Annotated in this window: 17 protein-coding genes; 6 read left to right on the top strand and 11 right to left on the bottom strand. The window is 55.3% G+C overall.

Annotation, left to right across the window (positions count from 1 at the left end):
• Complete coding sequence (locus BD01_RS05245; protein WP_042690776.1) at positions 1-462, top strand: DUF5615 family PIN-like protein; 462 nt, start codon at positions 1-3, stop codon at positions 460-462.
• On the opposite strand, the gene BD01_RS05240 is transcribed toward BD01_RS05245, so the two are convergent.
• Genes BD01_RS05240 through BD01_RS05220 form a run of 5 tightly spaced genes read right to left on the bottom strand, consistent with a single transcriptional unit; the run spans position 456 to position 5910 of the window.
• Positions 456-1445, bottom strand: coding sequence for an ABC transporter ATP-binding protein (locus BD01_RS05240; RefSeq protein WP_042690774.1), 990 nt, complete (start codon positions 1443-1445; stop codon positions 456-458). The two genes, BD01_RS05245 and BD01_RS05240, sit on opposite strands and share 7 nt — an antisense overlap.
• Positions 1438-2397 (bottom strand): ABC transporter ATP-binding protein, encoded by a 960-nt coding sequence (locus tag BD01_RS05235; protein WP_042690773.1) that lies wholly within the window; start codon positions 2395-2397, stop codon positions 1438-1440. Before BD01_RS05235 ends, BD01_RS05240 begins: the two co-directional genes overlap by 8 nt.
• Before the next feature lie 5 nt (positions 2398-2402).
• The gene (locus BD01_RS05230) at positions 2403-3257 is read right to left on the bottom strand and encodes an ABC transporter permease (RefSeq protein ID WP_245599276.1); all 855 of its coding nucleotides are present in this window, start codon (positions 3255-3257) and stop codon (positions 2403-2405) included.
• A 4-nt stretch (positions 3258-3261) separates the two neighbouring features.
• Positions 3262-4284 carry an ABC transporter permease gene (locus BD01_RS05225; protein ID WP_042690770.1) on the bottom strand — a complete coding sequence of 341 codons (1023 nt, stop codon included), beginning with the start codon at positions 4282-4284 and terminating at the stop codon, positions 3262-3264.
• Between the two features lie 36 nt (positions 4285-4320).
• Complete coding sequence (locus tag BD01_RS05220; RefSeq protein ID WP_042690769.1) at positions 4321-5910, bottom strand: ABC transporter substrate-binding protein; 1590 nt, start codon at positions 5908-5910, stop codon at positions 4321-4323.
• Positions 5911-6066: 156 nt separating this feature from the next.
• On the opposite strand from BD01_RS05220, the gene BD01_RS05215 reads away from it, so the two are divergent.
• Positions 6067-6780, top strand: a complete 714-nt coding sequence (locus BD01_RS05215; RefSeq protein ID WP_042690767.1) for a 6-hydroxymethylpterin diphosphokinase MptE-like protein — start codon at positions 6067-6069, stop codon at positions 6778-6780.
• Here BD01_RS05215 and BD01_RS05210 read toward each other — a convergent pair.
• Both BD01_RS05210 and BD01_RS05205 read right to left on the bottom strand, forming a co-directional pair.
• Positions 6777-8084, bottom strand: coding sequence for an ATP-binding protein (locus tag BD01_RS05210; protein ID WP_042690765.1), 1308 nt, complete (start codon positions 8082-8084; stop codon positions 6777-6779). The genes BD01_RS05215 and BD01_RS05210 overlap by 4 nt on opposite strands.
• Positions 8085-8215: 131 nt before the next feature.
• Positions 8216-9043: a hypothetical protein gene (locus tag BD01_RS05205; protein WP_042690764.1), complete on the bottom strand. Its 828-nt coding sequence runs from the start codon at positions 9041-9043 to the stop codon at positions 8216-8218.
• Positions 9044-9308: 265 nt separating this feature from the next.
• Between BD01_RS05205 and BD01_RS05200 the strand changes: the two genes are divergently transcribed.
• Together BD01_RS05200 and mobB are read left to right on the top strand one after the other, a co-directional pair.
• Complete coding sequence (locus BD01_RS05200) at positions 9309-9524, top strand: LSm family protein (protein WP_042690762.1); 216 nt, start codon at positions 9309-9311, stop codon at positions 9522-9524.
• Between the two features lie 9 nt (positions 9525-9533).
• Positions 9534-10268 (top strand): molybdopterin-guanine dinucleotide biosynthesis protein B, encoded by a 735-nt coding sequence (mobB, locus tag BD01_RS05195; protein WP_042690760.1) that lies wholly within the window; start codon positions 9534-9536, stop codon positions 10266-10268.
• 101 nt (positions 10269-10369) lie between these two features.
• Here the strand turns inward: mobB and BD01_RS05190 are convergent, their stop codons facing one another.
• Both BD01_RS05190 and BD01_RS05185 read right to left on the bottom strand, forming a co-directional pair.
• Positions 10370-11104, bottom strand: a complete 735-nt coding sequence (locus tag BD01_RS05190; protein ID WP_042690759.1) for a PrsW family glutamic-type intramembrane protease — start codon at positions 11102-11104, stop codon at positions 10370-10372.
• 209 nt (positions 11105-11313) lie between these two features.
• Positions 11314-11718, bottom strand: coding sequence for a M67 family metallopeptidase (locus BD01_RS05185; protein ID WP_042690757.1), 405 nt, complete (start codon positions 11716-11718; stop codon positions 11314-11316).
• A gap of 64 nt (positions 11719-11782) precedes the next feature.
• Here BD01_RS05185 and BD01_RS11315 point away from each other — a divergent pair, with 64 nt between their 5' ends.
• Both BD01_RS11315 and BD01_RS11310 read left to right on the top strand, forming a co-directional pair.
• Positions 11783-11932, top strand: coding sequence for a hypothetical protein (locus tag BD01_RS11315; protein ID WP_167728080.1), 150 nt, complete (start codon positions 11783-11785; stop codon positions 11930-11932).
• A 178-nt stretch (positions 11933-12110) separates the two neighbouring features.
• Entirely contained in the window at positions 12111-12260 is a 150-nt protein-coding gene (locus BD01_RS11310; protein WP_167728081.1) for a hypothetical protein, read from the top strand.
• A 116-nt stretch (positions 12261-12376) separates the two neighbouring features.
• On the opposite strand, the gene BD01_RS05180 is transcribed toward BD01_RS11310, so the two are convergent.
• Both BD01_RS05180 and BD01_RS05175 read right to left on the bottom strand, forming a co-directional pair.
• A complete protein-coding gene (locus tag BD01_RS05180; protein ID WP_042690755.1) occupies positions 12377-12622 on the bottom strand; it encodes a hypothetical protein in 246 nt (81 codons plus the stop codon).
• Positions 12619-13086, bottom strand: a complete 468-nt coding sequence (locus tag BD01_RS05175; protein ID WP_042690754.1) for a hypothetical protein — start codon at positions 13084-13086, stop codon at positions 12619-12621. Before BD01_RS05175 ends, BD01_RS05180 begins: the two co-directional genes overlap by 4 nt.
• Between the last annotated feature and the right edge of the window lie 34 nt (positions 13087-13120).

Genomic DNA, 13120 nt, shown 5'->3' with positions numbered 1-13120 from the left:
ATGAGGTTCATCGCCGACATGATGCTCGGAAGGCTCGCCCGCTGGCTTAGGCTCTACGGCTACGACACACTCTACGGAATCGAGGACGACGACGAGATAATCGAGGTTGCCCAGAAAGAGGGCAGGGTAATCCTCACCAAGGACGTCGCCCTTGCAGAGAGGGCTGAACGGCTCGGCGTCAAAGCTTTCCTGCTACACTCCAACTCGCTTGAGGGACAGGTTGAAGAGCTGAAGCGCCTCGGCGTCCAGTTTGGGGAGCTCTTTCCCGCAAACGCGCGCTGTCCGAAGTGCAACGGACCGATAAAGGCGGTTCCAAAGGAGACCGTTAAAGGCAAGGTTCCACCGAGGGTCTACGAGAATTACAACGAATTCTACGTCTGTCAGAACTGTGGACAAATCTACTGGCCCGGAAAACAGTGGCGGGAGATGCTGAAAATGGATAAAAAGCTGAGGGGTCAGTGAAGCGGGTGGTGGCAGGCGACGAAGTGGTTGTGGCTAACCTCAACGAGCTCCGGCTCCTTTGTTCTGCACTCCTCGGTCGCGAACGGGCACCTCGGGTGGAACCGGCATCCGGGCGGAACATCTACAGCGTTCGGGACCTCACCCTTCACCCTGAACTTCCTGCCCTTCTTCCTGCGCGCTATCGAGGGAACGGCGTCTATGAGGGCCTTCGTGTATGGGTGAGCCGGGTTCTTCAGCACCTCGTCGGTCGGCCCAATCTCGACTATCTTCCCGAGGTACATCACGGCTATTCTGTCGGCTATGAGCTTTCCGACCGCTATGTCGTGGGTTATGAAGAGCTGGCTGAGGTTGTACTCCTCCCTGAAGGACTCAAGGAGCTCAAGGATTGAGGCGCGCATTGAAACGTCTATCATCGAGACCGCTTCATCGGCCACCACGAACTCTGGCTTGAGTATCATCGCCCTCGCTATGACGACGCGCTGCCTCTGGCCGCCGCTGAGGTGGTGCGGATAGCGCTCGTAGAACTCCTCCTCCGGTGTCAGGCCGACGCGCTTGAGCATCTTCAGGGCCATCTCCTTGGCCTCTTCCTTCTCCGCGAGGCCGTGAACTAGGAGCGGGTGCGCTATGGCGTCGCCAATCTTCATCCTCGGGCTCAGGCTTGAGTATGGGTCTTGGAAGATAATCTGCATCCTCCGCCTGAAGGGCCTCAGCTCCTCTTGGCTCAGCTTCGTTATGTCGGTCCCATCAAAGATTACCCTCCCGTCTGTCGGCTCTATCAGCCTGAGCACCGTCCTCCCGGCGGTGGTTTTTCCGCAACCGCTTTCGCCGATGAGAGCCAAGACCTCTCCCCTCGCTATCTCGAAGCTTATTCCGTCAACGGCCTTCACGTACTTCGGTGGGACTTTCTTCAGTGACTCGATGAGGCTTCTCCTGACCGGGAAGTACTTTTTGAGGTTCTCGACTTTTAGGAGTGGCTCACTCATCCTTTGCACCCCCTGGGAAGTGGCAGGCGACGAAGTGATAGCGCTCGACCTCCCTCAGCTCCGGTTCCTCCGCGTCGCAGATGCCGGCTTTTGCGAGCGGGCATCTCGGGTGGAAGCGGCAGCCCTTCGGCGGGTTCCTAAGGTCCGGCGGATAGCCGGGTATCGCCTTGACCGGCCTCTCGCTCCACAGGTCTGGAACTGCCTCTATCAGCGCCTTCGTATAGGGGTGGAGCGGGTTCTCGACTATCTGCTCAACCGTTCCGAGCTCGACGAGCTTGCCCGCGTACATCACCGCTATCCTGTCGCTCCTCTCAACCGCGAGCGATATGTCGTGGGTTACGAAGTAGATGCTCGTTCCTTCGGCCTTCATCTCGTCGAGCAAATCCATTATCGAGTCCTGAACGATGACGTCAAGGGCAGTCGTCGGCTCGTCCGCTATGAGGAGCTTCGGCCGGAAGGCCATCGCGATAGCTATGCTCACCCTCTGCCTCTGGCCACCGGAGAGCTGGTGCGGGTAGTAATCGAGCCTGTCCGGGGGCAGATTCACCCTCTGGAGGAGCTCCTTGGCTCTCTCCCTCGCCTCGTCCTCGGGGACGCCGTGGACGGTCATGGCCTCAATCATCTGGTCGCCTATCGTCCGCAGGGGGTCGAGGCTCGTCATCGGGTCCTGGAAGACCATCGTCATCTCTTTCCCCCTGATTTGCCTCAGCTCCTCCTTGGAGAGCTTGAGTATGTCCTTCCCCTCGAAGATTACCTCGCCGGAGACGACCTTTCCCGGTGAGGGAACGAGGTTCATGACGGCGTGGGCAACGGTTGACTTCCCGCTCCCGCTCTCGCCGACGAAGGTTATCCACTCTCCCTCCTCGACGTTGAAGCTGACCCCTTCCGCCCCCTTAACGACTCCGGAGAGGGTGTAGTAGTAAACGCTAAGGTTTCTGACCTCAAGGAGCATTCCCATCACCTCGTTCCAAGGGAGAGCCTCTCGTTGATGGCCTCTCCAATCATGGCAAAGCCCATCGCGAGGAGCATTATCATAACTCCCGGGAAGAAGGCCAGCCACCAGTAGCCGTCGAGCAGGAAGGGCTGTCCAACGCGCAGGTCGTAGCCCCAGTCAGGCGTTGGCGGGGTTACAGAGAGCCCGAGGAAGCTCAGGCCTGCCTCCGTCAGTATGGCATCGGCGACGCTGAGGGTGAAGACGACGAGAACCGTCGGCAGGACGTTGGGGAGGATGTACTTCTTCATGGTCTCCCAGTCCTTGACGCCGAGTGCCCTCGCGGCCTCTACGAAGAGCTGGCCCTTCAGGCTGAGAGTCTGCCCGCGAACCATTCTGAAGTAGGTTGGCACGTAGACGAAGCTTATCGCGACGGCGGTGTTTATCGGGCTCGGGCCGAGGACGACGGCGATGACTATGGCTAAGATGAGCGAGGGGAAGGAGTAGATGCTGTCCATTACCATGCTCAAGACCCTGTCTATCTTGCCCCCCCGGTAGCCCGAGAGCAGGCCGAGGGGGACCCCTATGGCAATTGAGAGCGTTGTCGCAACGGCGACGACGTAGAGGATTACGCGCGAGCCCCAGACTATCCTTGAAAAGACGTCCTGGCCGAGGTTGTTGGTGCCCATCGGGTGCTTCCAGCTCGGGGGCTGGAATACGTCGGCACTTATCTCCGTCGGGTTGTGGGGCGCTATCCAGGGCGCAAAAATCGCCATCAGGATTACGATGAGCACTATGGAGAAGCCGAATATGAAGAGACCCCTCCCGGGCTTCCTCTCGCGGAGGAGCTTGACGAATCCTTCGATGACCATCATTGCCATCACCTCAGTACTCCACCCTCGGGTCAAGGAGGGCGTAGATGACGTCCACTATGAGGCTGATTACGCCGACGAAGAAGGCGAACACTATCACCGCTCCCTGTATCGAGTTGTAGTCGCGGTAGCTTATCCTGTCCATTATGAACGTTCCCATCCCCGGCCAGTTGAAGGTGGTCTCGGTCAGAACGGCTCCGCCGAGGAGTATCGCAAACTGGAGGCCCATGAGCGTGACGACGGGAATGAAGGCGTTCTTGAGCGCGTAGAGCAGGACCTTTCTATCGGGAACGCCCCTCGCTTTGTAGGCCCTCACGAAGTCCTGGCTGAGGACGTCAACGAGGTTGTTTCTCACGAGCCTCGTGTAGGCACCGCTGAGCACTATTCCGAGGGTGAGGCTCGGCAGAATCAGGTGTTCGAGCACGCTTCCGAGGGCCGTCCAGTTGCCCTGGATTATGCTGTCGAGGATGTAGAGGCCCGTTATCGGGTGGAACGACGTTATCGAGGGGTCAATCCTGCCCGAGGTCGGCAACCAGTGGAGCTTGACGCCGAAGAGGTACTGGAGCATCATGCCGAACCAGGGGATGAAGAGGGTGTAGGCCACTATGCTGTAAACTCTCATCGTGGTGTCGGTTTTCGTGCCCTTTTTTACGGCGCCGAGGACGCCTGTGGCTATTCCGAGGAGCACGCTGACTGTGAAGGCGAATATGGTCAGCTCTATCGTCGCGGGAAGGCGTAGCGCTATGTAGCTCGAAACGGGCTTGCCCATCGGGGAGGCGAGCGTAACGCCCAAGTCTCCGTGGAGCATCTTCCAGAGGTAGTCGAAGTACTGGACGTAGAGGGGCTTGTCGAGGCCGGCCAGGTGTTCGAGATGCTTCAACTGCTCTGGAGGGATGTTCTTAGTTCCGACAACGGCTAAAATCGGGTTTCCGGGAAGGATTCTCAGGAAAAAGAAGACAATCGTGTAGAGGATGAGTATCATCGGGATTATCATTAAAGCCCTGATAAGGATGTACCTGCCGAGTCCCCTTGCCATTCTATCACCTCACTAAAGTGGGAAAAGAAAAGGAAATCACTCCTTGTAGAGGGTGGAGTAGCGGAATATCATGTCCGGGCCGATTACGACGCCCTTGACGTTCTTCTGGGTAACGACGAAGAGCTTGCCCTGGACGAGCGGTATGTAGGGAACGTCTTGGGCGAGTATCTGCTGAACCTGCTCGTAGAGCTTGGCCCTTTCGTTCTGGTCGGTTATGGTCTGGGCCTTCCTGAGGAGCTCGTTCACCTGCTCGTTCTCGTAGCCGGTTCCGGCCCAGCTGTTGGCTTCGCTGTCGAGGAACGGCGTGGTGTAGTCGTCGGGGTCGAGGTAGTCTGGGTACCAGCCGAGGAGGTAGACCATCATCTGGCCCTTCCTCGCGTAGTCGGTGTAGGTGTTCCACTCGGCGCTCTTGATGGTGACCTTAATCATTCCGGTCTTCTCCCACTCGCTCTTGAGAACCTGAGCCAACGAGGCTTCGGTGTCGCCGTAGTGGGTCGGCGTGTACCAGAGGGTTATCTTGAGCGGGTTGCTCTCCGAATAACCTGCCTCGCTGAGGAGCTTCTTTGCCAGCTCGATGTTGCCGTCGCCGTACTTCTCCTTGAATACGTCGAGGTGGCTCCACATTCCGTTCGGAATCAGGCTGTAGAGGGGCTCAACCGTTCCCTGGTAGACTATCTTGGAAATCTCGTTCCTGTCAACGGCCGCCGCGAGGGCCTGCCTGACCTTTACCTCCTTGGTCGGGTCAATCTTGGTGTTCAAACAGACGTAGCGGATGAATCCACCGGGAACCTCGATGACGTTGAACTTTCCGCTCTCCTTGAGGCTCTTTATGTCGGTCGGCCTCAGCGTCCTCCAAGCCACGTCAATCTCGCCGTTCTGGAGTGCAAGGCGCATGGTTGAGGCGTCGTTGTAGAACTTGATGATTATCTTCTTGGTCTTTGGCTTCTCGCCGTAGTAGTAGGGGTTCGCCTCGAGGACGAGCTCCTGGTCGCGGACCCACTTGACTATCTTGTAGGGCCCGACACCTCCGTAGGTGGCGTCGCTGTCAATCTTGTCGTTGTCGTACTTCGGGCTGACCGGGAAGTAGGGTGGAGTTGTTAGGAGCGCGAGGAAGTAAGCTGTGGGGTGCTTGAGGTAGAAGACGACCGTGTAGTCGTCCTTGGCCTCGACCTTCTCGACGAAGCTCGTGACGAGCCAGGAGGGGTCACCCTTAATGGTCATTACTCTGTTTATGCTCCTGACGACGTCCTTCGCCGTTAAGGGCGTTCCGTCGTCGAACTTGAGGTCCTTCCTGAGGTGGAACGTCCAAACTGTTGAGTCGTTGTTGACTTCCCAGCTTTCAGCCAAAGCGGGTTCTATCTCAAGTGTTCCCGGCTTGTACTTGACGAGGCCTTCCATAACGTTGTTGAGAACCTCCCAGGTGTAGAAGTCATAGGCGTTTGCCGGGTCAAGGTCTGTTACCTTGTCTGTGACGCCGATTATTATCGTGTCCTTCTCCGAGCCCGTTGCCGTTGGGGTCGAAGAGGGGCTCGTTGAAGAGCTACCACCGCCGCTTATACAGCCGCTGGCCACGACCGAAAAAACAACCAAAAAAACTACCAAAAGTCCAAGCTTTGACCTGCTCATGGTTGTCACCGAGTGTTCCTTTAAGTTCGTTGATGTTTTAAACCTTTCGTGGCTGAATTTGTCTAAACGACAATGGGTTAAGCTTTACAAGATTGTAACATGAAGTTGGCTCCATTCCAGAAAACCTTCATAAACCTTCCGTCCAATTGTACGCATATGAAGTGGGAGGACTGGGAGCCCTTCTACCTCCGCATCGTGAGGGAGATGGGCTACTCAATCGAGGAAGACCGGAAGTCGGCTGAGCTACTCCGCTCGCTCCTTCTCGAGGGCGATGAGTACATCCTCCGCGAGGAGCTTGACGCGGTAATCGGGCGGAAAGCCTACGTTTTCGGCGCGGGTCCAAGCCTTGAAAACGCATTGAAGGAGTTCGACTTCTCGGACGGGACGCTCATATCTGCAGACGGGGCGACGACGGCTTTGCTCGACTTCGGCCTCGTCCCCGATGTAATCGTCACGGACCTCGACGGAAGGATTTCTGACATAAAACTCGCCAACGACAAAGGTTCCTTCCTCGTCGTCCACGCCCACGGGGACAACAGAGATAAGCTCGTCTCCTACGTCCCGTTCCTGTCGAGAATCCTCGGCACCTGTCAGACAGAGCCCCTGGACATAATCTACAACTTCGGGGGCTTCACCGACGGAGACAGGGCGGTCTTTCTGGCGGAAGAGCTCGGGGCCAGGGAGATAACGCTGGTCGGCTTCGACTTCGGTGATATCGTTGGGAAGTGGAGCAAACCCTCACTGAAGGAGCACTCGCTGGTCTGGGAGAGTAAGAGAAAGAAGTTCGAGTTTGCAAGGGAACTGCTGGAGTGGCTGGAGAAAAACGGAAGGGCGAGGATTGAGTACCTTTCCCCGGAGCTCATGGATTAAAATCCTGCCACAAACATCTGCCAGGGATAAAACGCTATCCTATCCCCCACCTCATACTTGCTACCCAATACGATGCCCTTCTTTGCTCCTAGGCGCTCCATACTCCTTTCAACTTGGTCTTTTCTGACCTTGCCGAGACCGACTTCCACTACGACCTTCTCTCCACCCACCTCGAGAACGAAGTCTGCCCCTCCTTTGCCGGGTTCGTAGCAGAGTTTGCCGTTTCTGGACTTTGCGAGGAGGAACAGATAGAACGCCACGACATCTTCAAGCAACGAGGCAAAGACTTCCTTCTTCCCCAGGCTGAAGCCGGAGCCAAAGAGCAGGGCTGACTTTATCGGAACCGCTATAAACTTGATTTTCGGGCTTTTCCTCTTTGCTTTTGAGAGCGAACCGCAAGGGGGAATCCTCTGCACGAGGCCGGCCTTCTCAAGGGCATCAATCAGCTTCATAACGGTTCCCTTGGCAAGACCGAGAGTCTTTGAGAGCCTCTCGTAGCTGAAGCGTTCTCCTTTTGGCGTTGCAAGCAGGTGGAGGAGGTCAAGGGTTTTGTCAAGAGTTTCTGCATCGAACTCGTGCACGTCCCTGAGGTCGCGGTAGATAACCCTGTCGAGCATCGCGGTCAGGCGCTCGTAGACTTCCCACTCCTCCATTTCGAGAATCAATGGCATCGAGCCGGCCCTTACGTAGAGTTCCACATCTTCCGTTATTGGGGGCATCGAAACTTCCTGCCCCCAGAGGATTCTCTCCATTAGCTCGGGAAGTTCGCGACCGGTTTTGAGGAGGTGGTATTCCCTGAACGTCATCGGAAAGAGCTCCCTGTGCAGTGCCCGTCTCGCAAGGTCCGGGCTCTCCCTGAGCTTTATCGCCGATGAACCGGTGGCAATTATGAGAAACCGCCTCTCATCATGGAGGAGTTTGAGCTTTAAATCCCAGTCCCTTTCGTACTGCACCTCGTCGAGCAGTAGCACCGCGTTTTTTGGTCGAACAAGACGCCGGTAGGCGTCAATTACCTCCAACAGTTCCAGACCAAGGGCCTTCAGCCTGTCGAGCGAGAGGTAGAGTATGTTGTTCGGGCTCGTTCTCTTTATGGCCTCAAAGTACAGCTGGGCGAGAAGGGTCGTTTTCCCAACTCCCCTTATGCCGAGCAGAAGAACCGTGTCCGGAGTTTCATTTTCAAGATACGCTTTCAGTTTTGAGGAAAGCCAGCGATACAGCTCCCTTCTGTGGGGCTTGTTGTACGGAGCGAGCAGGTTTTGGGTGTTGAGGAGGTGCTCCAAAATAAAGTCATCAGGTTGAACCATAACACCACCATTTTGGTCATTTGAATGACCAGATTTATAAAGGTTGCCCAAGGGTGCAAACGTCGGAGTGCTGAAACAGGGACAAAGACGAGAGAGGAAGTGGTTTTACTCTAAAATCAGAGACGGGAAAATCAGCTCAAATCCTTGAGCTTCCTGACCTTTCCGCCCTTTATCTCGACGTAGCCGAGCCTCTTGAGAAGCCTGAGGGTCTCCTCGAAGGAGTCGCGCGAGTAGTTGATGACGAGGGTTCCCTTCGGCGTTGGCACCGCTATCGGCGAGGCCCTCAGGAAGCCCTTAATGAGCTCCTCCTCGGGGATTTTCTTGTCGCCGAGGGCCTTTAGGATTTCCTCCGCGAGGATTGCCCTGCCGACGAGGGCGAAGTAGGCTTTCAGCAGGTAGTCCTCGGGGAAGTACTTGCTCGCTATCTTTCCGAGGGCGTTCACCTTGGCGATGTTCAGCTCAAGGATTTCGAACTCGTGCTCTATGACGAGGTCAACGAAGGCGAACTGTTTGACCTTTTCCTCAACCTTTCCGGGGTCGTGGACGAGGTTGAAGGGGAACTTGAACTCGAACTTTAGCTCATCGACGTTGATTCCCTCCTTGAGCTTGACGTTGACGCCGTCGTACTCTATTGCCCCGTTGCGGTAGAGCTGGTCGAGAAGCTCAGCCACCCAGAGGCCTTCTTTGAGTAGCTCGTCGGCCTTCTCGCCGGCCTTGAGGTGCTCAAGGACGTGGTTGAGGCTCTCCCTAAACGAGAGGAAGCCCTCTTTTATCGCCTCGACGTCGGCCCCCTCAAGGTTCTCAATCTTCTCCTCGATTTCCCTGAGCGTTCCCTCGATGAGGTAGCCGACGAAGGCTTCATAGCTTTCCCTTGAGCGGACCTCGAAGCGTATTCCCTCCTTCCTGAGCTCCTCGATGAGCGCGCGCTTAACGGCTTCGTTCTTCGTGACGAGTCTCATGTCACCACCCGAATGGGGAACGGTGGTTTGTTTATATCCTTTTTGAAATCCTATCTTTCACGGCAGAAGGGCAGGGAAAAGAAAGGGGAGGCGGGTGACGGTACCTGGCCGCGGCCTTTAGTATCACTGATAGTGATACCATATTATCGGCGACCATTGAGGTTAATAAACTTTTCCGTTCTCTTTTCGTCACAGTGTCTTGGTATCGTATCTGGCAACCAGGAAAGTATTAAAAGTCCCTAACATAGCAACGGCGGGGGTGGCCATGAGCGAGAAACAGTACCTGCTCGACAAGACGCTGGAGCGCTGGAAGGGGAAGAGAGTAGCGGTGGGCATTGGAAGCGAGACGAGCTTTTCGGGAATCCTTGAGGATTTTGACGAGGAGGTAATCCTTCTCAAGGAAGTTACCGATTACGCGGGCAACAGGGCCAAGGAGCTGATAGTCAAGATAGACGACCTCAACTGGATAACCCTGCTGTGAGGTGAGAACATGAAGGCCGTTGCCTTCGTCGGCTTCAAGAAGAGCGGAAAGACGACTACGGTTGAGGCCGTCGCGAGGGTTTTGAAGGAGAGAAACTATCGCGTCGCGATAGCGAAGAGTATGCACGCCGACTTCGACAGGGAGGGAAGCGACACCTGGCGGTTCTCGAAGGTTGCCGATGCGGTTCTCGTTAGGGCTCACGACACCGACGCGGTGCTCTTCAAGGCCAAGGACATAAACGCGCTCTTCTCAATGGTTTCGGCGGATTTCCTCCTGCTGGAGGGCTTCAAATCAATCCAGCACGTCCCCAAGGTGATATGCGCGAGGAGCGAGGAGGACGTTAGAGAACTTAACGACGGCCTCGCCATAGCGGTGAGCGGGGTCATAGCTTCGACGGGGATTAAGGAGATAGACGGCCTCCCCGTTATTGACGCGACGAAGGAACCCGAGAGGCTCGCCGACCTCATCGAGAAAAGGGCATTTATGTTGCCAAACATAGACTGCGGCCTCTGCGGTTTCAAGTGCGCCGAGATGGCGAGGATGATAGTTAGGGGCGAGAAAACGCTCAAGGACTGCGTTGTGCTGAGCTCGAAGCCCAAAGTCACGGTCAAGATAGACGGACAGGTCCTGCCGATGAAGGACTGGGTTCAGGAACTGGTAGAGAAGACGATAAAGGGCATGCTTTCGGCCATGAAAGGCTACCGCGAGGGCAGGAGGATAGAGATAGTGATTAGGGAGGATTAATCGGGTCCCTCTGTGTGAGTGCCTCAAGTCTCAGTCTTTTGAATTCCTCGTTCGTTCCTCCCTCGCCGAACATTCCCCTTCGAACGGTTTTGCGGGTTTTGTTACATTTTCTTAAGCCAGTGGTCTTCGATGTTCACGGTGGCCTCGTGCCGGAACTTCTCCCTGGTTCTCTTCTCCTCCTCGATTGCCGGCAGGAGAAGGTAGACCCCGGCGAGGAACAGCGCAAAGGTTAATATGAGCATGACGGACGCTCCAACGTAGTTCCTTAGGGACACGAAGTAATCAAAGAAAGCGTGAGTCAGATACGGAGAGGCCGCTATGAGTGCTCCGGTAAGTTTCCTGCCCTTTAACACAAGGATGAGCCCCGCCATCAGAGTAACTGTCAGAACTGCGTGATATGTCCTCGTGGTGAAGAGAATAACAAGGTTGAGGGGAGCGTAGTGCCGGTTTGCCGCGTATACGATTCCCTCTGAAACGCCAAATACGAGCCCCGCAATGAGCGCGAGTGTAAGCTTCGTATCGGTCCAATGAGAATCGTCCCTGGCTATAAAAAGGCCCAGCGATACGATTAATATCTTTACAGTTTCCTCCGTGATTGAAATTTTAAACGCCTGTTTTATAGGAATTGCAGTTGTTCTCTCTGTAGGGGCTATCGCAAAGGCGAGAATCAGCTCTATGGAGAACACCACAAAGAAAGCGAAGACCACCACTATGCCTGTTGCAAGGGCTGAGGGTAGCTTTGGCCGAACCCTCCACCAGAACCACAGGAGCACACCAACGCTTCCAAGTGAATACAGGGCGATGGTCACAATGATTAGAATATGGCCTGCGTCCATACGACCACCGGGGAGGATAGCGTTCAAACTCTTTTAACGTTATTGGCACAACAATAAAAAGTAGGGAGTAAATCAGCTCTCGTCCGCAATTTCGATGACCTTAACGGTTATCGAAAGTTCTTTGATTCGCTCGCCATTATCCCCGCGGCCCTGTTGGAGCAGGCGAGCATCACGAAGGCAGCGTTGACCCTAAGCCTTAGGAAATTTCTTTATCTTCTCTCATCCACGATTTCAACTTCCTCCACTTCTCCCTCTCTCAGAACCCACGCCCTGACTTCCCCTTCCGGTGTGACGATGAGCCACACAACCGGCCAGTTCCTCATTCCCTCCAAGTCGCGCTCGCTCGGCACTGGTGGGCATTTGAGGTGGGAGTGGAAGATTCCGACGACTTCGAGGCCCCTCTCCTCGGCCTCGTCAATGACCCTGACCATCTCCACAGGCTCCATCTCGAAGGCGCTCGGGGAGTTGAGCCTGTTCCTGACTTTCCTCACTTCCGAAACCAGAACCCCCTCTCCATCTCTCCGGCCCAAGAGGAAGCCGCAGACCTCAACGTTGGCGTTTTTGGTCATCTCGATGAGCATTTCGATAATCTCTCGCCCTATAATGAGCCTCATGTGACAAATCTGGCCCCAATAAACTTATAAAGTTTGGCAATATGACAAACCCCGCGGTGATACTATGAGGTGGGCCCTCACCCTCCACGGTGGAGAGGAGAGCGGGAAGACGATAGTGTTTGAAGCCGAAACGGCCGACGAGGCAAGGAGAATCGCGGTTCAGGAGCTCAGGCGGAAGGACGCTGTGGTTTACGAGCTTGAGAAGCTTGAGTGACCTCCCCTTTCTTAACTTCCTTGCATGCTTCAGCACATTGGTTCTCGTGTCTATAATTGTTCTGCAATGTACTATTCTGTTCGCACTATTCTGTTCGTTGATGTATTGCTATGGTCAATAATGTTTTTAAAACCTCCGACAAACCCCTCACCACCAGTGATACATTGGGGGTGGTGTTATGCTCGTGAGGATTGTCTACTATATGAACAACACCCTGCCCAAGGAGAAGATAGTCGTCACCAACGACATAAAGAAGGCCGAGAGAATAGCGAGGGAAGAGATGGTGAAGCTCCGTGCGAGGGGCTACGAGCTCGAGTGGGTTGCTTAATCAAGCCTGTTGAACCTGCTGTCCTTCATGCCCCGCGCGGCCTGGCCGGAACTTTTCCCGTTCTCTTTCCCGGTTGCCTAAAAAGAAAACGAGCGCAATAAAAAGTGGGGAGCAAATCAGCTCTCGCCCTCAATCTCAATGACCTTGACGTTTATCGGCAGTTCCTTGAGCTCGTTTACAACCCTCTCCGCGGCCCTGTTGGAGCGGGCGAGCATCACGAAGGCGACGTCGCCCTTGTAGCGGGCCTCGGTGAAGCTTATTATGTCGCCCCTCGCTATGCCGTAGCCGATGGTCTTCCTGACCTCGTCCTCGTACTTGGTCACGAACTTCTCGGGTATGCTGAGCAGGACTCCGTAAATCATCCTATCACCTCCTTTCTCTTTTCAAGACCGAGCAGGAACAGGAGCAACCCGGTCCACGTGAGGATGAAGTAGAGCTTGAGGCTGAGCAGGTGGAGCGGGACGGCAATCAGCATTACGAGTCCACCGGTTCTCGCGTAGTCGCCCAGCCCCTTTCCAACGCGGTAGACGTAGTAAACCGCCAGCGTTTGGAGCGCTGTGAAGGTTAGGTAAACACCCCACCAGACTGCCGGCGAAACGTGAACCGGCGTTATTCCAAGGGTCTTGGCCCAGCCGGAGATGCCGAGGGCAATTTTCGCCCCATAGAGCGGTATTGAGAGCCCTATTAAGAGGGCCGACTTTCTCCACTCCTCCTGGAATTCCTCCCACTCCCTCGCGAGGAGCAGGAGCGGGACTATCGAGAGTGGATAGAGGTACATCATCAGAAATACCGCCAGAAAAACCAAAACCCCAAGCTTCCTCCTCATCGAACCACCTCAGAGGTTAGGCGGAAGAAGTTAA

This window comes from Thermococcus nautili, from assembly GCF_000585495.1.
In the GTDB taxonomy this organism is placed as follows: domain Archaea; phylum Methanobacteriota_B; class Thermococci; order Thermococcales; family Thermococcaceae; genus Thermococcus; species Thermococcus nautili.
The sequence above is the reverse complement of the archived record's forward strand: the minus strand, read 5'-3'. Positions and strand labels throughout refer to the sequence as shown.